General features: G+C 60.6%; 19 protein-coding genes and 5 tRNA genes. 21 read left to right on the top strand and 3 right to left on the bottom strand.

What is annotated here, in order from left to right; all coding sequences use genetic code 11:
• Nucleotides 1-8 precede the first annotated feature (8 nt).
• A complete protein-coding gene (gene pilB / locus FKL89_RS04540) occupies nucleotides 9-1,724 on the bottom strand; it encodes a type IV-A pilus assembly ATPase PilB (protein ID WP_156861647.1) in 1,716 nt (571 codons plus the stop codon).
• A gap of 164 nt (nucleotides 1,725-1,888) precedes the next feature.
• On the opposite strand from pilB, the gene ffh reads away from it, so the two are divergent.
• From ffh to FKL89_RS04560, 4 genes are all read left to right on the top strand, one after another.
• Nucleotides 1,889-3,274: a signal recognition particle protein gene (ffh, locus tag FKL89_RS04545; RefSeq protein WP_156861648.1), complete on the top strand. Its 1,386-nt coding sequence runs from the start codon at nucleotides 1,889-1,891 to the stop codon at nucleotides 3,272-3,274.
• 197 nt (nucleotides 3,275-3,471) lie between these two features.
• Nucleotides 3,472-4,398 carry a DNA-binding protein YbiB gene (gene ybiB / locus FKL89_RS04550; protein WP_156861649.1) on the top strand — a complete coding sequence of 309 codons (927 nt, stop codon included), beginning with the start codon at nucleotides 3,472-3,474 and terminating at the stop codon, nucleotides 4,396-4,398.
• The gene (gene cobA / locus FKL89_RS04555) at nucleotides 4,373-5,173 is read left to right on the top strand and encodes a uroporphyrinogen-III C-methyltransferase (RefSeq protein ID WP_156861650.1); all 801 of its coding nucleotides are present in this window, start codon (nucleotides 4,373-4,375) and stop codon (nucleotides 5,171-5,173) included. The genes ybiB and cobA overlap by 26 nt, the downstream gene beginning before the upstream one ends.
• A 118-nt stretch (nucleotides 5,174-5,291) precedes the next feature.
• A complete protein-coding gene (locus FKL89_RS04560) occupies nucleotides 5,292-5,660 on the top strand; it encodes a sirohydrochlorin chelatase (RefSeq protein ID WP_238363485.1) in 369 nt (122 codons plus the stop codon).
• A 57-nt stretch (nucleotides 5,661-5,717) separates the two neighbouring features.
• On the opposite strand, the gene FKL89_RS04565 is transcribed toward FKL89_RS04560, so the two are convergent.
• The gene (locus tag FKL89_RS04565; protein WP_156861652.1) at nucleotides 5,718-6,356 is read right to left on the bottom strand and encodes a bifunctional 4-hydroxy-2-oxoglutarate aldolase/2-dehydro-3-deoxy-phosphogluconate aldolase; all 639 of its coding nucleotides are present in this window, start codon (nucleotides 6,354-6,356) and stop codon (nucleotides 5,718-5,720) included.
• Nucleotides 6,357-6,391: 35 nt separating this feature from the next.
• Entirely contained in the window at nucleotides 6,392-8,269 is a 1,878-nt protein-coding gene (gene edd, locus FKL89_RS04570) for a phosphogluconate dehydratase (RefSeq protein ID WP_156861653.1), read from the bottom strand.
• 76 nt (nucleotides 8,270-8,345) lie between these two features.
• On the opposite strand from edd, the gene FKL89_RS04575 reads away from it, so the two are divergent.
• The 17 genes from FKL89_RS04575 (at nucleotide 8,346) to fusA (ending at nucleotide 25,571) form a co-directional block, all read left to right on the top strand.
• Nucleotides 8,346-8,435 (top strand) — tRNA-Ser (locus FKL89_RS04575).
• 215 nt (nucleotides 8,436-8,650) lie between these two features.
• Nucleotides 8,651-8,735: transfer RNA gene (locus FKL89_RS04580), tRNA-Tyr, on the top strand.
• Between the two features lie 116 nt (nucleotides 8,736-8,851).
• Nucleotides 8,852-8,925: transfer RNA gene (locus tag FKL89_RS04585), tRNA-Gly, on the top strand.
• Between the two features lie 56 nt (nucleotides 8,926-8,981).
• Nucleotides 8,982-9,056: transfer RNA gene (locus FKL89_RS04590), tRNA-Thr, on the top strand.
• A 34-nt stretch (nucleotides 9,057-9,090) separates the two neighbouring features.
• Nucleotides 9,091-10,281: an elongation factor Tu gene (gene tuf / locus FKL89_RS04595; RefSeq protein ID WP_156861654.1), complete on the top strand. Its 1,191-nt coding sequence runs from the start codon at nucleotides 9,091-9,093 to the stop codon at nucleotides 10,279-10,281.
• Between the two features lie 36 nt (nucleotides 10,282-10,317).
• A tRNA-Trp gene (locus FKL89_RS04600) sits at nucleotides 10,318-10,391 on the top strand.
• A gap of 43 nt (nucleotides 10,392-10,434) precedes the next feature.
• Entirely contained in the window at nucleotides 10,435-10,791 is a 357-nt protein-coding gene (secE, locus tag FKL89_RS04605) for a preprotein translocase subunit SecE (protein ID WP_156861655.1), read from the top strand.
• Between the two features lie 40 nt (nucleotides 10,792-10,831).
• Nucleotides 10,832-11,401, top strand: coding sequence for a transcription termination/antitermination protein NusG (nusG, locus tag FKL89_RS04610; protein ID WP_156861656.1), 570 nt, complete (start codon nucleotides 10,832-10,834; stop codon nucleotides 11,399-11,401).
• Nucleotides 11,402-11,497: 96 nt separating this feature from the next.
• Nucleotides 11,498-11,932, top strand: coding sequence for a 50S ribosomal protein L11 (rplK, locus tag FKL89_RS04615; RefSeq protein WP_156861657.1), 435 nt, complete (start codon nucleotides 11,498-11,500; stop codon nucleotides 11,930-11,932).
• A gap of 2 nt (nucleotides 11,933-11,934) precedes the next feature.
• Complete coding sequence (gene rplA / locus FKL89_RS04620; RefSeq protein WP_156861658.1) at nucleotides 11,935-12,648, top strand: 50S ribosomal protein L1; 714 nt, start codon at nucleotides 11,935-11,937, stop codon at nucleotides 12,646-12,648.
• 271 nt (nucleotides 12,649-12,919) lie between these two features.
• Nucleotides 12,920-13,432 (top strand): 50S ribosomal protein L10, encoded by a 513-nt coding sequence (rplJ, locus tag FKL89_RS04625; protein ID WP_156861659.1) that lies wholly within the window; start codon nucleotides 12,920-12,922, stop codon nucleotides 13,430-13,432.
• A gap of 36 nt (nucleotides 13,433-13,468) precedes the next feature.
• Nucleotides 13,469-13,846: a 50S ribosomal protein L7/L12 gene (rplL, locus tag FKL89_RS04630; RefSeq protein ID WP_156861660.1), complete on the top strand. Its 378-nt coding sequence runs from the start codon at nucleotides 13,469-13,471 to the stop codon at nucleotides 13,844-13,846.
• 197 nt (nucleotides 13,847-14,043) lie between these two features.
• Nucleotides 14,044-18,117: a DNA-directed RNA polymerase subunit beta gene (gene rpoB / locus FKL89_RS04635; RefSeq protein WP_156861661.1), complete on the top strand. Its 4,074-nt coding sequence runs from the start codon at nucleotides 14,044-14,046 to the stop codon at nucleotides 18,115-18,117.
• A gap of 22 nt (nucleotides 18,118-18,139) precedes the next feature.
• Nucleotides 18,140-22,336, top strand: a complete 4,197-nt coding sequence (rpoC, locus tag FKL89_RS04640; RefSeq protein ID WP_156861662.1) for a DNA-directed RNA polymerase subunit beta' — start codon at nucleotides 18,140-18,142, stop codon at nucleotides 22,334-22,336.
• 168 nt (nucleotides 22,337-22,504) lie between these two features.
• Nucleotides 22,505-22,882: a 30S ribosomal protein S12 gene (gene rpsL / locus FKL89_RS04645; RefSeq protein WP_156864546.1), complete on the top strand. Its 378-nt coding sequence runs from the start codon at nucleotides 22,505-22,507 to the stop codon at nucleotides 22,880-22,882.
• 70 nt (nucleotides 22,883-22,952) lie between these two features.
• Nucleotides 22,953-23,423 carry a 30S ribosomal protein S7 gene (gene rpsG, locus FKL89_RS04650; protein WP_156861663.1) on the top strand — a complete coding sequence of 157 codons (471 nt, stop codon included), beginning with the start codon at nucleotides 22,953-22,955 and terminating at the stop codon, nucleotides 23,421-23,423.
• 51 nt (nucleotides 23,424-23,474) lie between these two features.
• Nucleotides 23,475-25,571: an elongation factor G gene (gene fusA / locus FKL89_RS04655; protein WP_156861664.1), complete on the top strand. Its 2,097-nt coding sequence runs from the start codon at nucleotides 23,475-23,477 to the stop codon at nucleotides 25,569-25,571.
• Nucleotides 25,572-25,590: the final 19 nt, after the last annotated feature.

Here is a 25,590-nt window from a genome sequence, read left to right on the forward strand (position 1 = left end):
AGGCTGGATCAGGCATTTGTCACTGCCTCGATCTCCTCCAGCGACGTGACACCCTGTTTGACTTTGAGCAGACCGGATTCTCGCAGGTTGCGTACCCCTTCGCGTTTCGCCTGCGCCGCAATGTCGAGGGTGTTGCCATTGCTCATGATGATCCGTTGCATGTCTTCGGTGATCGGCATCACCTCATAGATACCGACGCGGCCCTTGTAGCCAGTGCCTTTGCAGACATCGCATCCCACCGGACGGTAGGGCGCCCAGGTGCCATCGATGTCTGACTCCTTGAACCCGGCGGTGAGTAGCACATCCACCGGAATGTCGGATGGTTGCTTGCAGCTGGCGCACAGACGGCGCGCAAGGCGCTGGGCGGTGATTAGCAGCACGCTCGAGGCGATATTGAAGGCGGCCACGCCCATGTTGGAGAGCCGCACCAGTGTCGCTGGCGCGTCGTTGGTGTGTAACGTCGACAGCACCAGGTGACCGGTTTGTGCTGCCTTGATGGCGATTTCAGCCGTTTCCAGGTCGCGAATTTCGCCGACCATGATGATGTCGGGGTCCTGGCGCAGGAAGGATTTCAGCGCCGCAGCGAAGGTCAGTCCAGCTTTGTCATTGACGTTAACCTGATTGACGCCTGGCAGATTGATTTCAGCCGGATCTTCTGCTGTCGAGATGTTGATGCCCGGCTTGTTCAGCAGGCCCAGGCAGGTGTAGAGCGATATGGTCTTGCCGGAGCCTGTTGGCCCGGTGACCAGGATCATGCCGTAGGGACGTGAAATGGCCTCCAGCAGTGCAGCTTTCTGATCCGCGTCGTAGCCCAGCGCATCGATACCGAGCATCGCATTCGACGAGTCGAGAATACGCATCACGATCTTTTCGCCGTAGAGCGTCGGCAGTGTGCTGACGCGGAAGTCGATCGAGCGGTTCTTGGTAAGCTGCAGCTTCATGCGGCCGTCTTGCGGCACGCGCTTTTCCGAAATGTCCAGTTTCGAGATCACCTTGATGCGCGAGGCGATCTTGTCCTTGATGACCAGTGGCGGCTTCGCGACTTCGACGAGCACGCCATCGAGGCGGTAGCGGATGCGATAGAACTTTTCGTACGGCTCGAAGTGGATGTCGGAAACGCTTGAATTGATCGCATCAAGCAGGATTTTCTGGATATAGCGGACGACCGGTGCATCGTCAACGTCACCCGTATCTTCTTCCGCTGCCGGCCCGTCCTCAACCTTGATATCGAGGTCGATATCATCGCCGACATCGAGCGAAGCGAGCGTCTTGTCATTGCGCTCAGCAACAGCAGCGATCGCACGACCGAGTTTGTCGTCTTCGACAACGATGGGCTCGGCGATCAGACTGGTCTTGAAGCGAAATTCTTCCAGCGCCTGCAGATTGGTCGGGTCCGACAGCGCGACGAACAGGCGGTTACCGCGCTTGTGCAGTGGCAGCGCACGGCGCGCAGTGATCAGTTTGACGTCGATCCATTCCTGATTGATCGTTGTCGTGTCGAAAGCCGACAGATCGAACAGCGGCACGCCAAAAGTGCTGGCGGCGAACTCGGCCAGTTTGCCGGCCGTGATGCGTTTGGAGGTGACCAGCTCTTCGACAAAAGTCACCGAGGTTGCATTGGCTTGCGTCTGTACCTGCTCGGCATCCACCTGACGAAGAATGTCATGCTGGACGAGCGCACGGCCAAGACCGGACAGCAATACAGAGGCGGACGAGGTGGCCACGAATCGAAGGGTATTTCAGGTAAGTTCGTCAGTGTGCCGCGTAAGCACTTGGTTGTAAAGCGGATTTTGCCCGATTGGCCGTGCTTTGTCGCATTCGGGCACCTTGCTGCGACCGCCTAAAATCAATGGGTTTCCTCCGCACGAGCAAGTTTCTCGCCGCAAGCATGGCCAATCAACTCACCGAACGCTTCAATCGTCTCGTCAAAACGGTACGAGGCGAAGCGCGCCTGACCGAGTCCAACCTGCAGGATGCCCTGCGCGAGGTGCGCCTGGCGCTGATCGAGGCAGACGTCGCGCTGCCGGTGGTCAAGGCCTTCATTGAGCGGGTGAAGGCGGCGGCGCTGGGCGCCGAGGTTGCCACATCGCTGACGCCGGGTCAGGCGTTCGTGGGTGTCGTGCACCGGGAGCTGGTTGCGCTGATGAGTCCGCCCGAGGGCAAGGCGGGCGCGCTCAACCTCGCCGTCACTCCGCCGGCGGTCATCCTGCTTGCTGGTCTGCAGGGCGCGGGCAAAACCACCACCGCCGGCAAGCTTGCGCTCAAGCTGCGCACCGAGCAGAAGAAGAAGGTGCTGCTGGTGCCCTGCGACGTTTACCGTCCGGCGGCTACCGAGCAGTTGAAAACGCTGGCTGGACAGGTGGAAGTCGATTTTTACGCGCCGGAGGCCGCTGCTGGCAGCAATCCGGTGGCGATCGCCACACAGGCGATCGACTGGGCGCGACCGCGCTACTACGACGTGGTGATCGTCGACACCGCTGGTCGTCTGGCGATTGACGAGGCCATGATGGCCGAGGCCGCTGCCATCAGCGCGGCGGTGAAACCCGCCGAGACGCTGTTCGTGGTGGACGCGATGCTCGGTCAGGACGCCGTCAACACCGCCAAGGCCTTCAATGAGCGGTTGACGCTGACCGGTGTGATTCTCACCAAGCTCGACGGTGATTCGCGCGGCGGCGCCGCACTCTCAGTGCGCGAGATCACGGGTGTGCCGATCAAGTTCGCTGGCGTCAGCGAGAAACTTGACGGACTGGAGACCTTCCGCGCCGAGCAGATGGCGGGCCGCATTCTCGGCATGGGCGACGTCGTCTCGCTGGTCGAGGCGACCGCCAAGGCAGTGGACATGGAGGCCGCACAAAAGCTCGCGGCAAAGGTCAAGAGCGGCAAGGGTTTCGACCTTGAGGACTTCAAGCAGCAGATTGGTCAGATGAAAAAGATGGGTGGCCTCTCAGGTCTCCTCGACAAGATGCCGCTCGAATTGCAACAGGCTGCCGCCAAGTCCGGTGGTGTTGACGAAAAGCAGGTGGCCCGCATGGAAGGCATCATCAATTCGATGACCCCGCTGGAGCGGCGCAAGCCCGATCTCATCAAAGCCTCGCGCAAACGCCGTATCGCCACTGGCGCGGGCGTACATGTGCAAGAGGTGAACCGCCTGCTCAATCAGTTCGAGCAGACGCAAACCATGATGAAGAAGTTCTCGCAGGGCGGCATGGGCAAACTCATGCGCGGGCTGGGCGGCTTGCCGGGCATGAAGGGCAAGTTCCCGGGATTGCGCTGAAACGGCCGAAGCGGCGCAGGCGATGGCGCGAAAACTGCGTCGAACAACCTTTCAGCGCCGAGTGTTGGCGAACAGCTTTTGATGAAGCACCGCATTCAAATTGGGCTTAACCGGTCATTCGTTGATATCTCGAAAACCGGCCAAATCATCGATTTAGCCTTTAGCAGATGGGCTTCTTCGGGAAAAGCTGAAAACCAATGAATTTCACGCCGATCATCAAGGAAGTGGGGCGCGGAGCCCGCGGCGCGCGCGGGCTGGACGCGGCGACGGCCAGCGAGGCGTTCGCTGCATTGCTCGACGGCGGCGTCAGCGACATCCAGCTTGGCGCCTGGTGGCTGGCAATGCGCATCAAGGGCGAGACGCCCGACGAACTGGCCGCGTTTGTGGCGGCGATGCAGGCCAGTCTGGCGTTTCGTGTTGACGCTGGCGGCGCGCCCGTCGCGGTCTTGCCCTGCTACAACGGCGCGCGCCAGTTGCCGAATCTAACGCCGCTGCTGGCGTGGGCGCTGGCGCAGCGCGGCACGCGGACGCTGCTGCATGGCGTGCGTCAGGATCCCACCCGCACGACGACCTTCGAGCTATTTCAGGCGTTGGGCTTCCCTGTTGCGGAAAGCGGGCTTGAAGCCGAGCATGCGCTCACATCGCGCGGTCTTGCATTTGCGCCAATCGACGTCCTGCACCCAAAGCTCGCCGCGTTGCTGGCCAACCGCTGGCGCATTGGCGTGCGGTCCACGCCCCACACCGTCGTAAAGCTGCTGCAACCGGTGACCGGCCCGCAGACCCGTGTCGTCGCGCTGACGCACGGCGACTATATCGAGCGCATGGCCGCGCATCTTGCCTCACAGTCCGGGGCGCGAGGCGTGGTCTTTCGCGGCTGCGAGGGCGAGCCGGTGTTACACCCCAGGCGCACTGTTCCGGTGCAAATATTCCGCAATGGTGAAACGCTTATGCGCGAATGGCCCGGTGTGGCGGCACACGATCTGCCCGAAACTTGCGATATCGCGACCACGGTCGCCTATATCGGGTCCGTCATCTCGGGGCAGCGCGCGCTGCCGGCATGGATCGACTGGCTGGCACGGGAAGTGCACGCAGCAGCGCATGAACAAACCTCTCCCGCCGGGTAAGTCCGGCAAAGTCTTTCTCGTCGGCGCCGGGCCGGGCGACGTTGAGCTTTTGACGCTCAAGGCCGCGCGTCTGCTGGCTGCCGCCGATGTGGTGCTGATTGACGATCTGGCCGGCAGCGAGGTGCTCGCGCTGTGTCCGCAGGCGCGTGTGGTGCACGTCGGCAAGCGCGGCGGCTGTACCAGTACAGCGCAGGCATTCATCGAGAAACTGCTGGTGCGCGAGGCGCAGGCCGGGCATCAGGTGGTGCGGCTGAAAGGCGGCGACGTTTCGCTGTTCGGGCGGGCGAGCGAGGAAATTGCGGTGCTGGAAGCGGCGGGTATTGAGTTCGAGATCGTCCCTGGCGTCACTGCCGGCCTCGCCGCCGCGGCAACGGTGAAAAGCTCGCTGACGCACCGTGACCATGCACACGGCGTCGCCTTCATCACGGCCCACGGTGCCGAGGGCGCGGAAATCCCCTGGCAGGCACTGGCGCAGAGCGCGCTGACGCTGGTCGTCTACATGGGCGTCGCGCGCGTGGCGTCGCTGCAGGCGAGTTTGCTGGAGGGCGGACTGGCGGCAGATACGCCGGTGCTTGCCGTGGAGAACGCCTCGCGGGCCAACTCCCGCACCGTCTGCTCGATGGTGGGTGCAATGGTCGAAGACTTCGCAACGCAGTCGCTGCGAAGCCCGGCAGTGCTGGTCGTCGGCGAGTCGATGCGCGCGCGGGCGGAACAACTGGCCCAATCCGCAGCTGCTACCGGATTTGATGTGGAAGGGATGCGGCGCGTTCTTTGACCGCGCCCTGCGACCTGCGACGATTCGCGGCCTCACGCGACGAACGCGGGAACCAGATCGTGTGATCTGCGCTAATCTGTGCTTGCAGCCAATCGGGCTGCCATCTCAGGGGGAGCGCGTGTCCAACTCAGCCATTCTCTTTTTCGCCCACGGCTCGCGCGACACCAACTGGCGTCGTCCGTTCGACGCTATCCTGGCTGACTTTCGTGGCATGCATGCCACCAAGCTGGCCGAGCTGGCATTTCTCGAGTTCATGCAGCCAGACTTTGCCGCCAGCGTGAATTCACTGGTCGAGCAGGGCGCCGCGCAGATCCGGGTGATCCCGCTGTTTCTCGCTGAAGGAGCGCATACGCGGCGCGATCTTGCGGCGTTGATCGAGACGGCGCAGACGACGCATCCGGCCGTACTGTTCACGGTATCTCCGGCGATTGGCGAGGTGGATTCGATCCGCTCGGCGATTTCTAGCTGGGTCGCGACACAGCTGTAGGAGCGGCTTTGCCGCGGTCTTCTGAAACACTGAAGTCGTGTCGCGGCGGAGCCGCTCCTACAACGGCCGGTGTGCGCGCACGACGGCCATCAGCTTCTTCGCCCGCTCAGTGATTTCGTGCCACTTCCGCTCCGCAATCATAGAGCGCGGCGCCACGGCCGAGCTGCCGAAAGCCGCAAGATTCGGACAGGCGAGATAGGCCGGAATGTCTTCGTCGCGAATACCGCCGGTCGGGCAGAAATTGGCCTGCGGGATCGGCCCGTGAATCGCCTTCAACCAAGCTGCGCCGCCGTATAACGAGGCGGGGAAAAACTTGAGTGTGTGCCAGCCGTCGTCGAGCGCGGTGAGCACTTCCGATGGCGTCACCGTGCCGGGCAACAGGGGTAGATGCGCGTCATGGCAGGCGCGGCCAATCGCGTGCGTGTAGCCAGGCGACACCGCGAACTGCGCACCTGCATCGACGCAGGCGTGCACCTGATCAGCGTGCGTCACCGTGCCAACGCCCACCATCATGGGCAGACCCGAGTTCACGATTTCGGCAATTGACGGCAGGCCGGCTGGGGTGCGCAGTGTCACTTCGATGCAGCCGACACCGCCCGCCAGCAGCGCCTCGGCGAGCGGCACCGCGTCATCGGCGTGGTCGATTTCGATGACGGGCACGTAGCCCAGGCGACGGAGGGTGTGATTCAAGTCCATTAGTGCTTCCAGAAGCGGTCAACGAGGTAGTGGGGTCAGCGAAACAGCACCGATGCCCCCTGGTTGGCATCGCTCACATTGTCGCGAAACACGCCGAACAATTCGCGCCCCCAGCCCGCTGCTGGGGGAGGCGCCCCTGCGGGAGTTCTAGCGGCGAGAGCGTCACTGCCGACATGCACCGCGAGCGAGCCGTTTTCGCAATCGACCGTCACGACGTCGCCGTCTTGCACGCGCGCAAGCGCGCCACCAGCGGCCGCTTCGGGCGTGACGTGAATCGCCGCAGGCACCCGACCCGAGGCGCCGGACATGCGGCCGTCGGTCACCAGTGCCACCTTGATGCCGCGATCGAGCAACACCGACAGTGCGGGCGTGAGTTGATGTAATTCCGGCATGCCACTGGCGCGCGGCCCCTGAAAGCGAACGACGACCACTGCGTCGCGTTCGAAGCGGTTTGCCTTGAACGCAGCGATCACGTCGGCTTGGGTATCGAACACATGCGCCGGTGCGGTGATCACGCGATGTTCCAGCGCAACGGCGGACACCTTGACCACCGCTTCACCGAGATTGCCGGCGAGCACACGCAGGCCGCCTTCCCGGCTGAACGGCTCGCCTGCCGGGCGTAGTACGGTGAGATCGCCCGATACCGCGCTTGCCGGCTCGTAGGCGAGCGAACCGGATTCCTCGTCCTTCATCCCGGAGAGCGCGCGTGTGTAATGTCCCATGCCGCGCCCCATCACCGTCTCGACATCGTCGTGCATCAGCCCGACAGCGAGCAGCTCACGGAACAGGAAGGCTGTGCCACCGGCGCGATCAAAGTCGTTCACGTCTGCTTCGCCATTGGGGTAAAGCCGCGTCAATAGCGGCGTCACACGCGACAGCGCGTCAATGTCCTGCCATGTCAGCTCAAAGCCGGCCGCGCGCGCGATGGCGACCCAGTGCATCGTGTGATTGGTCGAGCCTCCCGTCGCCAGTAGCGCGACGATGGCATTGACCAGCACCTTTTCGTCGATCCATTGGCCGAGCCCAGCCGTGTCGTGGCCCGCTTGCGCCCGCCTGGCCAGCGCCACCATGCGTGCCGCTGCAGCGCGGGTGAGCAGCGCACGGCGTCGATCGTTTGGCTGCACGAAGGCGGCGCCGGGAATCATCAGACCCATCGCTTCAAGCAATAACTGATTGCTGTTGGCGGTGCCGTAGAAGGTGCAGGTGCCTTCGCCGTGATACGCCGCCATCTCGGCTTCGAGCAGCGCGGTCGGCGCCACTTTGCCTTGCGCGTGCAGCTTGCGGACGTTGGCTTTTTCCTTGTTTGACAAACCGCTCGGCATCGGCCCCGCGGGCACGAAGATCGCGGGCAGGTGACCGAACGAGAGCGCGCCCAGCAGCAAGCCCGGCACAATCTTGTCGCACACGCCTAGCAGCATGGCACCGTCGTAGAGATCATGAGTCAGCGCCACGGCGGTGGACATCGCGATCACATCGCGCGAAAAGAGCGAAAGCTCCATGCCCGGCTGGCCCTGCGTGACACCGTCGCACATCGCGGGCACGCCGCCCGCGAACTGCGCCACGGCGGCGTGTCGGCGCACTTCGTCCTTGATCATCGCCGGGTAGTCGGCCAGCGGCTGATGCGCCGAGAGCACGTCGTTGTAGGCTGAGACAACGCCGATCATCGGCACCGGTTCGCTCACCACGCGCAATTTGTCGCCACTGGGCAGGGCCGCGTAACCGTGCGCCAAGTTAGCTGCACTCAGGCGCTTGCGCGAAAGGCGTTCGGCGCGATGCTGGCGCTGGGACGCAAGTGTTGCCAGATATGCAGCCCGGCGCGCCTGACTGCGCGTGGCGATTGCGACGGTGACGCGGGCGACTGCGGCGTTGACTGGAGGTGCCGACGGAGGGGATGATGCTGGCGAAGTAGGCATTTTGTAGTTTTATAACAAGAAAAAACTACAATCAACAACGAGGTTTGTCAGCAAGGCAGCTAAAATCGTTAACGACGGAGGCGTGGCCGAGCGGTTTAAGGCACCGGTCTTGAAAACCGGCGATAGCGCAAGTTATCCGTGAGTTCGAATCTCACCACCTCCGCCAACTTCCCGCCAACACCTTTCTGCTGAAAGCCACGTTGGATAACGGCATGGCGTGGAAATCAGTACCAAGTCGACTTCAGTGATTTCGGCTTGTCAGGCCTCATGCGGCTGAGCATGCAGATCGAAGCTGTATCGCGTGCGCACACCGCCGATCTGCCGTTACAACCGGTTTGACGGGACGTCCGACATGCTGCATAATTTATGGCTCCTCCGCGTGGAGAGGTGGCCGAGTGGTTAATGGCAGCAGACTGTAAATCTGCCCTCTATGAGTACGCTGGTTCGAATCCAGCCCTCTCCACCAATTTGAATGCCCGCTATCCGGGTGTGCGAATTGACAAGCGCGGACCGCGTCTTTTCCGCCAGTGCGCCTGTGCGGGTTTTCGCAAGTTGGTGATGTCGAACTGAATCTGAATCCCCGCGGGTGTAGCTCAATGGTAGAGCAGAAGCCTTCCAAGCTTATGACGAGGGTTCGATTCCCTTCACCCGCTCCAGCGCAGCACCGTTGATGGTCAGATGTTTGTGATCTTTGCGAAGACCCCAAACATCCGCCCATGTAGCTCAGTGGTAGAGCACTCCCTTGGTAAGGGAGAGGTCGTGCGTTCAATCCGCGTCATGGGCACCAGTTCTTTGAAAAACACCTCACGAGGGTAGCGATCATGGCAAAAGGCAAGTTTGAGCGTACGAAGCCGCACGTGAACGTAGGCACGATTGGGCACGTGGATCACGGCAAGACGACGTTGACGGCAGCGATCACCACGGTGTTGTCGCGCAAGTTTGGCGGCGAGGCGAAGGCCTACGACCAGATTGACGCGGCGCCGGAAGAAAAGGCACGCGGCATCACCATCAACACCGCGCACGTCGAATACGAAACGGCCAACCGCCACTACGCCCACGTGGACTGCCCGGGGCACGCCGACTACGTCAAGAACATGATCACCGGTGCCGCCCAGATGGACGGCGCCATCCTCGTGGTCTCTGCAGCTGACGGCCCGATGCCGCAAACGCGCGAACACATCCTGCTGTCGCGTCAGGTCGGTGTACCGTACATCATCGTCTTCCTGAACAAGTGTGACATGGTGGACGACGCCGAGCTGCTCGAACTGGTCGAAATGGAAGTTCGTGAGCTCCTGAGCAAATACGACTTCCCGGGCGACGACATCCCAATCGTCAAGGGCAGCGCCAAGCTTGCTCTCGAAGGCGACAAGTCCGATCTGGGCGAGCCCTGCATCGACCGTCTGGCCGAAGCGCTCGACACCTACATCCCGACGCCGGAGCGCGCAGTTGACGGCGCCTTCCTGATGCCGGTGGAAGACGTGTTCTCGATCTCCGGTCGTGGCACCGTGGTGACCGGTCGAGTTGAGCGCGGCATCGTCAAGGTCGGCGAAGAAATCGAAATCGTCGGCATCAAGCCCACCTTGAAGACCACCTGCACGGGCGTGGAAATGTTCCGCAAGCTGCTGGATCAGGGTCAAGCCGGTGACAACGTCGGCATCCTGCTGCGCGGCACCAAGCGTGAAGAAGTCGAGCGTGGTCAAGTGCTGGCCAAGCCGGGTTCGATCACCCCGCACACCGACTTCGAATGCGAAGTCTACGTTCTCTCCAAGGACGAAGGTGGTCGTCACACCCCGTTCTTCAACAACTACCGTCCGCAGTTCTACTTCCGCACGACGGACGTGACTGGCTCGGTGACGTTGCCGGCGGGCACCGAAATGGTGATGCCAGGCGACAACGTGAAGATGACGGTGGCGCTGATTGCGCCGATCGCGATGGAAGAGAAGCTGCGCTTTGCCATCCGTGAAGGCGGTCGCACCGTCGGCGCCGGCGTCGTATCCAAAATTATTAAGTAACACCAACGCGGCACCCGATGCCGCGTCACTGTTTTTAGGGGCGTAGCTTAGTGGTAAAGCTACGGTTTCCAAAACCGTCGATGGGGGTTCGATTCCCTCCGCCCCTGCCACTTACAAAACAGTGGCATTCCCTGAACAGGCTGGTCATCAGGCATGAGCGAAACGACTAAAAATTGGGCCATCTTTCTTGCGGCAGGCGTATGCGTTGCGGCGGGTGTCTATGGCTTCTATCACTTCGCCGAATCGGCGATGGCGTTGCGCATGCTGATGGTGCTCGCCGGTCTGCTCGCGGGTGCCGGGGTTGCCTATGCGTCCGCGCCGGGCAAGGACTTCCTCCAGTTTGCGCGTGAGTCGGTTGACGAAGGCAAGAAGGTCGCCTGGCCGACGCGCAAGGAGACCGTGCAGATGACGCTGATCGTGTTCGCATTTGCGGTGATCATGGCCATCTTCCTGTTTGCGGTAGATACCTCGATTGGCTACATCATCCAGTGGCTGACCAAGCGCGGCTAAAGCTGCCCGGTCCACCGCAACGACAAATAACGGAATCATCATGGAAAACGCAACGATTGCAGACGCCGCTGTCGCCAAGCCGAAGCGCTGGTATGTCGTGCATGCCTTTTCCGGGTTCGAGAAGAGCGTGCAGAAAGCGCTGGTCGAGCGCATCGCCCGCTCGGATGTTGCTGACCAATTCGGCCAGGTGCTGGTGCCGGTCGAAGAAGTAGTCGAAATCCGCAACGGCCAGAAGTCAACCTCCGAGCGCAAGTTCTTCCCGGGCTATGTGCTCGTCGAAATGGACATGACAGACGAGACCTGGCACTTGGTCAAGAGCACGCCCAAGGTGACCGGGTTTATCGGCGGCACCGCGACACGTCCGGCGCCGATTTCGCAAAAAGAAGTCGACAACATCCTCAATCAGGTGCAGACCGGCGGCGAAAAGCCGAAACCCAAGGTGTTGTTCGAGGTTGGCGAGGCGGTGCGAGTCAAAGACGGTCCGTTCACCGACTTCATGGGCAACGTCGAAGACGTGAACTACGAGAAATCGAAGCTACACGTGTCGGTCATGATTTTTGGCCGCTCTACGCCAGTTGAGCTCGACTTCGGACAGGTCGAAAAAGCATAGTTTTGAAGTGACTGGCGAAGCGTTTGCCGGTCGTTTTTAACGGGGAGAGCGTCGTAATCAATCGGCGTTCGCAATCACCCAAAACCAGGAGCCATCATGGCAAAGAAAATCGTCGGCTTTATCAAGCTGCAAGTTCCGGCGGGAAAGGCGAATCCGTCGCCCCCGATCGGCCCGGCGCTCGGTCAGCGCGGTCTCAACATCATGGAGTTCTGCAAGGCGTTCAACGCGCAGACCCAGGGCATGGAGCCCGGCATGCCGATCCCGGTGACCATCACCGCGTTCGCCGACAAGAGCTTCACCTTCATCATGGGTACGCCGCCTGCGACCTATCTGATCAAGAAGGAATCGAAGGTGCAAAAGGGTTCGGCCCGCCCGCATACCGACAAGGTCGGCAAGCTGACGCGCGCCCAGGCTGAGGCGATTGCCAAGGTCAAGATGCCGAACCTCACGGCGGCCGACATGGACGCCGCCGTCCGCACCATCGCGGGCAGCGCCCGCTCGATGGGTATCACCGTCGAAGGAGTGAAGTAATCATGGCAAAGCTCTCGAAACGCGCCAAGGCCCTCGAAGGCAAGGTCGACCGCAACAAGTTTTACGCTGTCGCTGACGCGCTCACGCTCGCCAAGTCGACGGCGACTGCCAAGTTCGATGAATCCATCGACGTCGCTGTCAACCTCGGCATCGATGCCAAGAAGTCCGACCAGACCGTCCGCGGTTCCGTCGTGATGCCCGCCGGTACCGGCAAGACCGTTCGCGTCGCAGTGTTTGCCCAAGGTGCCAAAGCTGACGAGGCCAAGGCAGCAGGTGCGGACGTCGTCGGCTTCGACGACCTGGCGGAGCGCGTCAAAGGCGGATTCATGGAGTTCGACGTCGTCATCGCGTCCCCGGACGCCATGCGTGTGGTCGGTACGCTCGGTCAGGTGCTCGGTCCGCGAGGCCTGATGCCGAACCCGAAGGTCGGGACGGTCAGCGCCGATGTCGCTGGCGCCGTCAAGAACGCCAAGGCCGGTCAGGTGCAGTACCGCACCGACAAGGCCGGTATCGTGCACGCCACGATCGGTCGCGCCTCGTTCGAAGTACCTGCGCTTGAAACAAACCTGCGTGCGCTCATGGAGGCACTGCAGAAAGCAAAGCCGGCATCATCAAAAGGCGTGTATCTGAAGAAAGTTAGCGTATCCAGCACGATGGGTTCAGGTGTCCGCGTGGACACCGGCGCCTTCGCCGTGGGTGCGCAGGCCGCGCAGTAGCGAGGTCAAAGATTGGTGGGTCGATGGTTGCCTTGCGGCAGGCCATCGAGCTATCCAAGACCGTTGGCGGGGTGTGCTGCGTTTTGCAGAACACCACTTAATCAGGACGAATCTACGGAAACGTCCTGGCCAACGCAGATGGCGGTCCCGCTGTACACAATTTGTGTGATGCCCGCGTAGTTGCGACGCATCACAGGGATTCGGTGCGGTAAGGTCGCTGAAACCCTCCCGGCGAGCCCAGACGGCTCTCCGGGGAAGACAGGAGATTAACTTGAGTCTGAATCGCACTGAAAAAGCCGCGGTCATCGACGAAGTCAAAGCGCAGGTAGTTAATGCGCAGACGCTCGTCGTCGCCGAGTATCGTGGCACGAAGGTCGCGGATATGACCAAACTGCGCAAGTCTGCGCGCGAGCAGGGGGTTTACCTGCACGTGTTGAAAAACACGCTCGCGCGTCGCGCCGTGGTTGGTACGCCGTTTGAGGTGGCTGCTGGCGAAATGGCCGGCCCGCTGATTTACGGTCTTTCCGTCGACGCCGTCGCCGCAGCGCGAGTTATCAGCGACTTCGCCAAGACCAACGACAAGATCGTGGTCAAGGCGGGCGCGTTTGATGGCAAGCTGCTCGACAAGGCTGGTGTCGCGTCCCTGGCATCGATCCCGAGCAAGGAAGTCCTGCTGGCACAGCTGGCTGGCCTCCTCAACTCGCCGGTTGCCCGCTTCGCACGCGTCCTCGCCGCCGTGGCCGAAAAGAAAGAAGCGCCCGCAGCTGAAGCTGCCGCCGCATAACTCATCCCCAAATATTTACTCAATCAGGAGCCAAACATGGCATTCAACAAAGACGACTTCCTCGCCGCACTCGACACGATGTCGGTGATGGATCTCAATGACCTGGTCAAGGCCATCGAAGAAAAATTCGGCGTTTCCGCTGCGGCGATGGCTGCTCCGGCTGCTGGTGGTGGCGGTGCCGCTGCTGCTGCCGTTGAAGAGAAGACCGAGTTCGACGTCGTGCTCAAGGAAACCGGCGCCAACAAGGTCGGCGTGATCAAGGCAGTTCGCGAAATCACCGGTCTGGGCCTCAAGGAAGCGAAAGACCTGGTCGACGGCGCACCGAAGACTGTCAAGGAAGCGATGCCGAAGGCCGATGCCGAAGCAGCGAAGAAGAAACTCGAAGACGCTGGTGCCAAGGCCGAAATCAAGTAATTTCGGATCGGTACCAAGGGCTGGTGGGGCTGCAAAGCCTCTCCGGCCCTTCGCCGTTTCTAGAGACTGCTGTCGCCTGACCTGCTTGTACACACACCAAGCGTTCATACGAGAGCCCTCTCGAGCTCCCGCAGCCACCCTTAGCCCCTGTCAGGCTTTGCCTGGTCGCGATTCCCGCTTCCACAGTTGAGGAACACATGACGTACGCCTTTGCCGAAAAGAAACGCATCCGCAAGAGCTTCGGTTCGCGCGCCCCGGTCCTGCCGGTGCCCTACCTGCTCCAAACCCAGCTTGTCTCCTACAACGAGTTTTTGCAAGTAGGCGTCAAGACGCAGGATCGCAAGAACGTCGGCCTGGAGTCCGCATTCACGTCGATCTTCCCGATCGCGAGTCACAACGGATTCGCGAAGCTGGAGTACGTGCACTACACGCTTGGCACGCCGCCGTTCGATGTCGTCGAGTGCCAGCAGCGTGGTTTGACCTTTGCCGCACCAGTTCGAGCCAAGGTGCGTCTGATCATTTACGATCGCGAGGCGGCGAAAGACACGGTCAAGGAAGTTAAGGAATCCGAGGTCTACATGGGCGAAATCCCGCTCATGACCGAAAACGGCTCGTTTGTCATCAACGGGACCGAGCGCGTGATTGTTTCCCAGCTGCACCGCTCGCCCGGCGTGTTCTTCGAGCATGACAAGGGCAAAACGCACAGTTCCGGCAAATTGCTGTTCTCCGCGCGCGTCATTCCGTATCGCGGCTCGTGGCTTGACTTCGAGTTCGATCCGAAGGATTACCTCTACTTCCGTATCGACCGCCGCCGCAAGATGCCGGTAACGATCTTGCTCAAGGCGCTTGGTCTGTCCGACGAGGAAATCCTGGCGCGCTACTTCAAGTTCGACGATATCTACTTCACGCCGAAGGGCAACGAGCTCGCGTTCGTGCCGGAACGTTTGAAAGGTGAAGTCGCCCGTTTCGACATTACTACGCCTGACGGCACCATCGTCGTGGCTAAGGACAAGCGCGTCACTGCCAAGCACGTGCGCGACCTGCAAAACTCGAAAGTCGAACGCTTGGGTCTGCCGACCGAAGAGGTGCTTGGTCGTATCGTCGCGGCCAATGTTATCGACAAGGAAACCGGCGAGGTTCTAGTCAAGGCTAACGAGGAGCTGACCGAGGAGTCTCTGAAGAAACTGGTCGAGGCCGGCGTTGACCACATCCGCACGCTTTACATCAATGAGCTGGATGAAGGTCCGTGGATCTCGATGACGCTCAAGACGGATGATGTCCCCGACAAGACGACAGCTCGTGTCGCAATCTACCGCATGATGCGCCCAGGTGAGCCGCCGACGGCAGAAGCGGTGGAGGCGCTGTTCCAGCGCCTGTTCTTCAATGAGGACACCTACGATCTGTCGCGCGTGGGGCGCATGAAGTTCAATCGTCGCGTTGGCCGCGATACGATTGACGGCCCGATGGTGCTCACCCACGACGATATCCTCGATACCGTCAAGATCATCTGTGATTTGCGTAACGGACGCGGTCAGGTGGATGACATCGACCATCTCGGCAACCGTCGCGTTCGCAGCGTAGGCGAGCTGGCCGAGAACCAGTTCCGCAGCGGTCTTGCCCGCGTTGAGCGTGCAGTGAAAGAGCGCCTCGGTCAGGCCGAAAGCGAAAACCTGATGCCGCACGACCTGATCAACGCGAAGCCTATCTCTGCCGCGATCAAGGAGTTCTTTGGCTCCAGCCAGCTGTCGCAGTTCATGGACCAGACCAATCCGTTGTCCGAGATCACGCACAAACGTCGCGTCTCGGCGCTGGGTCCGGGTGGTTTGACTCGTGAGCGGGCTGGCTTTGAGGTGCGTGACGTACACCCAACGCACTATGGTCGCGTATGCCCGATCGAGACGCCGGAAGGTCCGAACATCGGCCTGATCAACTCACTGGCCCTGTTCGCACGTGTTAACGACTACGGCTTCATTGAAACACCGTATCGCAAAGTGGTCGACAGCAAGGTGACGGACGAAATCGCTTACCTCTCGGCCATCGAAGAAAGCAATTACGTGATCGCCCAGGCGAACGCACCGCTCGATGCGAGCGGTCACCTGACTGGCGAATTTGTCGCCTGCCGTATCAAGGGCGAGTCGACCCTGATGCCGCCATCAGAAGTGACGTACATGGACGTGGCGCCGTCGCAGATCGTCTCGGTGGCTGCCTCGCTGATCCCGTTCCTCGAGCACGATGACGCGAACCGCGCATTGATGGGCTCCAACATGCAACGTCAGGCAGTTCCTTGCCTGCGTCCGGAAAAGCCGTTTGTTGGCACCGGTGTGGAACGCACAGCCGCCATTGACTCCGGCACTGTTGTCACTGCCCGTCGCGGTGGCAAGGTGGACTACGTTGACGCGTCGCGTGTCGTGATTCGCGTCAACGACGCCGAGGCGGCAGCTGGCGACGTTGGTGTCGATATCTATAACTTGGTCAAGTACACGCGCTCCAACCAGAACACCAATATCAATCAGCGGCCGCTGGTGAAGATCGGTGACAAGCTCGCCAAGGGTGACGTCATTGCTGACGGTGCCTCGACAGACAAAGGCGAACTTGCTCTCGGCCAGAACATGCTGGTCGCATTCATGCCATGGAACGGCTACAACTACGAAGACTCGATCCTGATCTCCGAGCGCGTGGTTGCACAGGACCGTTACACGTCGATTCATATCGAAGAGCTGACCGTAGTCGCCCGTGACACCAAGCTTGGTCCGGAAGAAATCACTCGCGATATCTCGAGCCTTGGTGAGGCACAGCTGACGCGCCTCGATGAATCGGGCATTGTCTACATCGGCGCTGAAGTCGAAGCGGGCGATGTGCTCGTGGGCAAGGTGACACCCAAAGGCGAAACCACGCTTACGCCGGAAGAAAAGTTGCTGCGAGCGATCTTCGGTGAAAAGGCCAGTGACGTGAAGGACACCTCGCTGCGCGTCCAATCGGGCATCGCTGGCACGGTGATCGACGTCAAGGTTTTCACCCGAGAAGGTATCGAACGTGACAAGCGCGCTCAACTGATCATTGACGAAGAGCTCCGCGGCTACAAGAAGGATCTGGCGGACCAACTGCGCATCGTCGAAAACGACACGTTTGAGCGCCTTGAACGTCTCCTGATCGGCAAGATCGCCAGCGGCGGCCCGAAGAAGCTTGCCAAAGGCACCAAACTCGACAAGGAGTACCTCGCGTCAATCGGGCGTTACGACTGGTTCGACCTTCGCATGGCGGACGACGACGTTGCCCGGCAACTTGAAGGCGTCCGCGACAGCCTGACCGCGACCCGTCACAACTTTGACGCAGCGTTCGAGCAGAAAAAACGCAAGCTGACGCAAGGCGACGAGCTTCCAGCGGGCGTGCTGAAGATGGTCAAGGTCTATGTGGCTGTCAAGCGCCGGCTGCAGCCGGGCGACAAGATGGCTGGTCGTCACGGTAACAAGGGCGTGGTCTCCAAGATTGTTCCGGTTGAAGACATGCCCCACATGGCCGATGGCACCACGGTTGACGTTGTACTGAATCCGCTGGGCGTGCCGTCACGGATGAACGTGGGCCAGATTCTCGAGGTTCACCTCGGTTGGGCTGCTCGCGGCATTGGCAACAAGATTGACGCCATGCTCAAGCAGCAGGCAAACGTGAAGGAGATCCGCAGCTTCGTCGAAACGCTTTACCAGGATGTTGGCGCGAAGCAGGACCTCAATTCGCTCAACGACTCTGAGGTTGGCGAACTCGCGAGCAACCTGCGGCACGGGGTCCCGTTTGCGACACCGGTGTTCGACGGCGCAACCGAGGGCGAGATCAAGGACATGCTCCGACTGGCCAGCCTTCCGGAGTCCGGTCAGATCACGCTGTACGACGGACGCACTGGTGAGGCATTTGATCGCCCGGTGACTGTTGGTTACATGCATGTGCTCAAGCTGCATCACCTGGTCGACGACAAGATGCACGCCCGTTCGACCGGCCCGTACAGCCTGGTGACTCAGCAACCGCTGGGCGGCAAGGCACAGTTCGGTGGCCAGCGCTTCGGTGAAATGGAAGTGTGGGCACTCGAAGCCTACGGCGCAGCTTACACGCTGCAAGAAATGCTGACGGTCAAGTCCGACGACGTGACCGGTCGCACCAAGGTGTACGAGAACATCGTGAAGGGCGAGCACAAGATCGAGGCCGGCATGCCTGAATCGTTCAATGTGCTGGTCAAGGAAATCAGGTCGCTCGGCATCGACGTCGACCTTGAGCGCAAGTAACTCGGAAGTCAAAGGAATATCCATGAACGCATTGCTGGACCTGTTCAAGCAGACGACTCCGAACGAAGAGTTCGACGCGATCAAGATCGGCCTCGCCTCACCCGAGCGCATCCGCTCGTGGTCGTTTGGCGAAGTGAAGAAGCCCGAGACCATCAACTACCGCACATTCAAGCCCGAACGCGACGGCTTGTTCTGTGCGAAGATCTTCGGTCCGATCAAGGACTACGCATGCCTGTGTGGCAAGTACAAGCGCCTCAAGCATCGCGGTGTGATCTGCGAGAAGTGTGGCGTCGAAGTCACGCTGACCAAGGTGCGCCGCGAGCGCATGGGCCACATCGAGCTCGCCTCGCCCGTCGCCCACATCTGGTTCCTCAAATCGCTGCCGAGCCGTCTCGGTATGGTGCTCGACATGACGCTGCGCGACATCGAGCGCGTACTGTATTTCGAAGCCTTCGTGGTTGTCGATCCGGGCCTCACGCCGCTGCAACGCGGCCAGCTGCTGACCGAGGACGACTACATCGCCAAAACCGAAGAGTATGGCGATGACTTCAAGGCGCTGATGGGCGCAGAAGCCGTTCGCGAGCTGCTGTCGTCGATCCATGTCACTGAGGAGGCTGAGCGGCTGCGCGGCGAACTCGGTGCAACTTCGTCAGAAGCAAAAATCAAGAAGATTTCAAAGCGCCTCAAAGTGCTTGAAGCGTTCCTGAAGTCAGGCATCAAGCCCGACTGGATGGTGCTCGAAGTGTTGCCGGTGCTGCCGCCCGAATTGCGCCCGCTGGTTCCTCTGGACGGCGGACGGTTCGCGACGTCGGATCTGAATGATCTGTACCGCCGCGTCATCAACCGCAACAACCGTCTCAAGCGTCTCCTCGAACTGAAGGCGCCGGACATCATCGTGCGCAATGAGAAGCGCATGCTGCAGGAGTCAGTCGATTCACTGCTCGACAATGGCCGCCGCGGCAAGGCGATGACGGGCGCCAACAAGCGCCCGCTCAAGTCGCTCGCCGACATGATCAAGGGCAAGTCGGGCCGTTTCCGTCAGAACCTGCTCGGCAAGCGCGTCGACTACTCGGGCCGTTCGGTCATCGTGGTGGGGCCGCAACTCAAGCTGCATCAGTGTGGTCTGCCAAAAAAGATGGCGCTCGAACTGTTCAAACCGTTCATCTTCAATCGCCTCGAACAACTGGGCGAAGCAAAGACCATCAAGGAAGCCAAGCGCCGCGTCGAGAGCGAAGAGCCGCTAGTCTGGGATCTGCTCGAAGAAGTGATTCGCGAGCACCCGGTGCTGCTGAACCGCGCTCCGACGCTGCACCGTCTGGGCATCCAGGCGTTCGAGCCGGTACTGATCGAAGGCAAGGCGATCCAGCTGCATCCGCTCGTCTGTACGGCGTTCAACGCTGACTTTGACGGCGACCAGATGGCCGTTCACGTGCCGCTGTCTCTCGAAGCGCAAGCAGAAGCCCGCACATTGATGCTGGCCTCGAACAACGTGCTTCTGCCGTCGAACGGCGATCCCTGTATCGTCCCGTCGCAAGACATCGTGCTGGGCCTGTACTACGCTACCCGTGAGCGTATCAACGCGCGCGGCGAAGGCATGGTCTTCGCCGACGTGCTCGAAGTGTCGCGCGCCTACGAGACGCGCATGGTCGACCTGCACGCCAAGGTCAAAGTCCGTATTCGGCAGGTGACTTTCGGTCCGAACGGCGAGAAGATTGATCAGGTCAAGCGTGAAGAGACGACAGTTGGTCGCGCGCTGCTATCTGACATCCTGCCCGAGGGCTTGCCGTTCTCGGTCATCAACAAGCCGCTCAAAAAGAAGGAAATCTCGAAGCTCATCAACGCGAGCTTCCGCCGCTGCGGCCTCCGCGCGACGGTCGTGTTCGCCGACAAGCTGATGCAATCGGGCTTCCGTCTGGCGACTCGCGCTGGCTTCTCGTTCGCAGCCGACGATATGCTGGTGCCGAAAGAAAAGCACGGCATCATCGCCAACGCGGAAGCGCAGGTGAAAGAGATCCAGCAGCAGTACGCCTCGGGTCTCGTCACCTCGGGCGAACGCTACAACAAGGTCGTGGACATCTGGGGCGCCGCCGGCGACGAGATCGCTCGCGCCATGATGACGCAGCTTGGCTCGCAAATGGTCACCGACCGCGAAGGCAAGCAGGTGCGCCAGGATTCGTTCAACTCGATCTTCATGATGGCCGACTCGGGCGCCCGCGGTTCCGCAGCGCAGATTCGCCAGCTGGCGGGCATGCGCGGCCTGATGGCGAAGCCGGACGGCTCGATCATCGAGACGCCGATTACCGCGAACTTCCGCGAAGGTCTCAATGTTCTGCAGTACTTCATCTCGACGCACGGCGCCCGTAAGGGGCTGGCCGACACGGCGCTGAAGACCGCGAACTCGGGTTACCTGACGCGTCGCCTGGTCGACGTGACCCAAGATCTGGTGGTGACCGAAGACGATTGCGGCACGCTGGAAGGCTTGGTGATGAAGGCCGTCGTGTCTGGTGGCGAAGTCATTGAATCGCTGCGCGACCGCATCCTCGGCCGTACGGCCGCGGCCGATGTCGTGCATCCGGAGACCGGCAAGCTGGTCGTCAGCAACGGCACTTTGTTGACCGAAGACGAAGTCGACTTGATCGACAGCCTCGGCATCGACGAAGTGCGCACGCGCTCGCCGTTGACCTGCGCGACTCGCCACGGCCTGTGCGCGAAGTGCTACGGACGCGACCTCGGTCGTGGCCAACTGGTCAACGCGGGTGAGGCCGTCGGTGTCATCGCAGCACAGTCAATTGGTGAGCCGGGCACCCAGCTCACGATGCGTACGTTCCACATCGGTGGCGCAGCATCCCGTACCGCGGCGGCAAGCACTGTTGAGACGAAGTCGGCGGGTACGGCGAATTTCGCTGGCGCCATGCGCTACGTGAAAAACGCGGCGGGCGACAAGATCGTGATCGCGCGTTCGGCAGAAGTGGTCATCTCGGACGGCAACCGTGAGCGCGAGCGCCACAAGGTTCCGTACGGCGCCAAACTGCTCGTCGAAGACGGCAAGACGGTCAAGGCTGGCCAGGTGCTCGCCGAATGGGATGCGACTTCGCGTCCGATTCTCACCGAGTTCCAGGGCCGAGTGAAGTTCGAGAACGTGCAGGAAGGCGTCACCGTCGCCAAGCAGACCGACGACGTGACCGGCATTTCCACGCTCGTCGTGATCGACGCCAAGCGCCGCGCCGGCTCGCAGTCCAAGGGCGTCCGTCCGCAGTTGAAGCTGGTAGACGCCAAGGGCAACGAAATCAAGCCCGCCGGTTCAGACACGCCATTGACGATCACCTTCCAGATCGGCTCCATCATCCTGGTGAAGGATGGTCAGGAAGTAGCGCCGGGCGACATGCTGGCGCGTATGCCGATGGAAACCTCGAAGACGCGCGACATCACCGGCGGTCTGCCGCGGGTTGCCGAACTGTTCGAAGCGCGTTCGCCCAAGGACGCCGGCATGCTCGCAGAGGTCACCGGTACCGTGTCGTTCGGCAAGGACACAAAAGGCAAGCAGCGTCTGGTCATCAAGGACATGGACGGCGTCTCGCATGAGTATCTGATCCCGAAGGAAAAGGCCGTGATGGCCATCGACGGTCAGGTCGTGAACAAGGGCGAACCGATCGTCGACGGCCCAGCCGACCCCCACGATATTCTTCGCTTGCTTGGTGTGGAAGCACTTACCAAGTACATCATCGACGAGGTCCAGGAAGTCTATCGACTGCAGGGCGTGAAGATCAACGACAAACATATTGAAGTGATTGTTCGTCAGATGTTGCGCCGTGTAACTATCTCTCATCCCGGTGACAGCAAGTTCATTACCGGCGAACAAGTGGAGCGCGCAGAACTGCTGGCCGAGAACGACCGTGTCAAGGCCGATGGCAAGGCGCCCGCCCAGTTCGATCACATGCTCCTGGGTATTACCAAGGCGTCGTTGTCTACCGATTCGTTCATCTCAGCAGCCTCGTTCCAGGAAACGACACGGGTGCTGACCGAAGCAGCGATCATGGGCAAAAAGGATGACTTGCGAGGCCTGAAAGAGAACGTCATCGTGGGCCGATTGATTCCCGCTGGTACTGGTCTGGCATATCACCGCCTGCGCAAGGCAAATCTTGCAGCTGATCTCATCGACACGTCGGCTTTGGCTGAAGCGAGCGATGAAGCGGCAGAGACGAGCGAAAGCGCTGCTTGATGAACTCCTCGTGCCCTGCCGATTGGTCGGAGCACGAGATCAGGAGCCGCTTGACGCTTGAGCGGCCACCCTATTGACGAAAATCGAGACTGCAGGCTATAATCGCGGTCTTTTCCAAGCTTGGTTGCCAACAGTAGCGGCCAAGTTCAACAAAAACGAAGGCTAAATATGCCAACCATCAATCAGCTCGTACGCCAAGGGCGTACACCGGTCGTTGCCAAGAGCAAGAGTCCGGCGCTTGAAAAAGGCCCGCAAAAACGCGGCGTGTGTACTCGCGTGTACACGACGACCCCGAAAAAACCGAACTCGGCGCTGCGAAAAGTGGCTAAAGTGCGATTGACCAATGGTTTCGAGGTCATCTCGTACATCGGTGGCGAAGGGCACAATCTGCAGGAGCACTCGGTGGTCCTGATCCGCGGCGGTCGTGTCAAAGACTTGCCAGGTGTGCGCTATCACATGGTTCGTGGTTCGCTGGATACTGCTGGCGTCAAAGACCGCAAGCAGTCGCGCTCGAAGTACGGCGCCAAAGCACCGAAAAAAGCTTAAGTTCAGCCCGGGTGTCCCGGTTCAAGCGCCCGATTGTCGAGGCGCTTCACTCATTTTTAGGATGGTTTAAATGCCTCGCCGTCGTGAAGTACCCAAACGCGACATCCTGCCGGATCCGAAGTTTGGCAATGTCGAAATCTCCAAATTCATGAACGTCATCATGACCGCCGGCAAGAAGGCTGTTGCGGAACGCATCGTGTATGGCGCGCTGGACATCATCAGCAAAAAAGGCGGCAAGGACCCGCTGGAAGTATTCTCCACCGCGCTCGGCAACGCCAAGCCGATGGTTGAAGTGAAGAGCCGCCGTGTTGGCGGCGCCAACTTCCAGGTGCCTGTTGAGGTGCGTCCGTCGCGCCGTTCGGCGCTCTCGATGCGCTGGATCCGTGACGCTGCTCGCAAGCGTGGTGAAAAGTCGATGGGCGCGCGTCTCGCAAACGAGCTGCTCGAGGCTTCCGAAGGTCGTGGTGGCGCCGTGAAAAAGCGTGAAGAAGTGCATCGCATGGCCGAAGCCAACAAGGCGTTCTCCCACTTCCGTTTTTAGTTTTTACCCTTCGGCGTCGTCACAAGCGATGTCCGAGTATTGGTGACCGTTATGCCCCGTACTACTCCCATCGAACGCTATCGCAACATTGGCATTTCCGCGCACATTGACGCGGGCAAGACCACGACCACCGAGCGCATCCTGTTCTACACGGGCGTTTCGCACAAGATCGGCGAGGTGCATGACGGCGCCGCGACGATGGACTGGATGGAACAGGAGCGTGAGCGCGGCATCACCATTACGTCTGCCGCGACGACCTGCTTCTGGAAGGGGATGGACAAAAACTTTCCCGAGCATCGCATCAACATCATCGACACCCCGGGGCACGTCGACTTTACGATCGAAGTCGAGCGTTCCATGCGCGTGCTTGACGGTGCCTGCATGGTCTATTGCGCCGTGGGTGGCGTTCAGCCGCAGTCCGAGACCGTGTGGCGCCAGGCCAACAAATACAAGGTGCCGCGTCTCGCGTTCGTCAACAAGATGGACCGCACGGGCGCCGATTTCTTCAAGGTCTATGACCAGATGAAGGCTCGCCTCAAGGCGAACCCGGTGCCGATGCAGGTGCCAATCGGCGCTGAAGAAAACTTCCTGGGCGTGATCGATCTCGTCCGCATGAAGGCGATCTTCTGGGACGAGGCTTCGCAGGGCATGAAGTACGAAGCCCGTGATATTCCGGACGACCTCAAGGCCAAGGCCGAAGAGTGGCGCTCGAAGATGGTTGAAAGCGCTGCTGAAGCCAACGAAGAGCTCATGAACAAGTACCTCGAAAACGGGGATCTGGACGCTGCTGACATCAAGCAGGGCATTCGCCTGCGCACGATCGCCAGCGAAATCGTCCCGATGTTCTGCGGCTCCGCGTTCAAGAACAAGGGCGTGCAAGCCATGCTCGACGCCGTTATCGAATACATGCCGGCTCCGACGGACATCCCCCCGGTCTCGGGTATGGATGACGACGACAAACCCGTCGAGCGCAAGGCATCCGACGAAGAAAAATTCTCGGCACTCGCGTTCAAGATCATGACCGACCCCTACGTCGGCCAGCTGATCTTCTTCCGTGTGTATTCGGGCGTCGTGCAATCGGGCGACACGATCTACAACCCGGTCAAGGGCAAGCGCGAGCGCATCGGTCGCCTGCTGCAGATGCACGCCAATGAGCGTGAAGAAATCAAGGAAGTCCGCGCTGGCGACATCGCCGCCGCGGTCGGCCTGAAGGAAGCCACGACGGGCGACACGCTGTGCGACCCCGCTTCGATCATCACGCTCGAGCGCATGGTGTTCCCGGAGCCGGTGATCTCGCAGGCTGTCGAGCCGAAGACCAAGGCAGACCAGGAAAAGATGGGTATCGCTCTGAGCCGTCTGGCCCAGGAAGATCCGTCATTCCGCGTTCGCACGGACGAAGAGTCCGGTCAGACCATCATCGCCGGTATGGGCGAGTTGCACCTCGAAATCATCGTCGATCGTATGAAGCGCGAATTCGGTGTCGAAGCAAGCGTCGGCAAGCCACAGGTGGCTTATCGTGAAACGATCCGCAAGGGCTCGGAAATCGAAGGCAAGTTCGTCAAGCAATCGGGTGGTCGTGGTCAGTACGGTCACGTCTGGCTCAAGCTGGAGCCGAACGAAGCCGGCAAGGGCTTCGAATTTGTCGATGCCATCAAGGGCGGCGTGGTTCCGCGTGAATACATCCCGGCCGTCAACAAGGGCGTCGTCGAAACGCTGACGAGCGGTGTGGTCGCTGGTTTCCCGGTCGTTGATGTCAAGGTCACGCTGTTCGACGGTTCGTACCATGAAGTGGACTCGAACGAAAACGCCTTCAAGATGGCCGCTTCAATCGCGTTCAAGGACGGTATGCGCAAGGCCAACCCGGTTCTGCTTGAGCCGATGATGGCTGTCGAAGTCGAAACCCCGGAAGACTACGCTGGTACAGTGATGGGCGACCTGTCGTCCCGTCGCGGCATGGTGCAGGGCATGGACGACGTGCTGGGCGGCAAGATCATCAAGGCAGAGGTTCCGCTGTCCGAAATGTTCGGCTATTCCACGACGCTGCGTTCAGCTACGCAAGGCCGCGCAACGTATTCGATGGAGTTCAAGCACTACTCGGAAGCACCGAAGAACGTTGCCGAAGCCGTTACCAAGGCAAAGGCTGGCTAATTTGTAACCCCGATGGCCA

The organism is Casimicrobium huifangae (genome assembly GCF_009746125.1).
GTDB lineage: Bacteria > Pseudomonadota > Gammaproteobacteria > Burkholderiales > Casimicrobiaceae > Casimicrobium > Casimicrobium huifangae.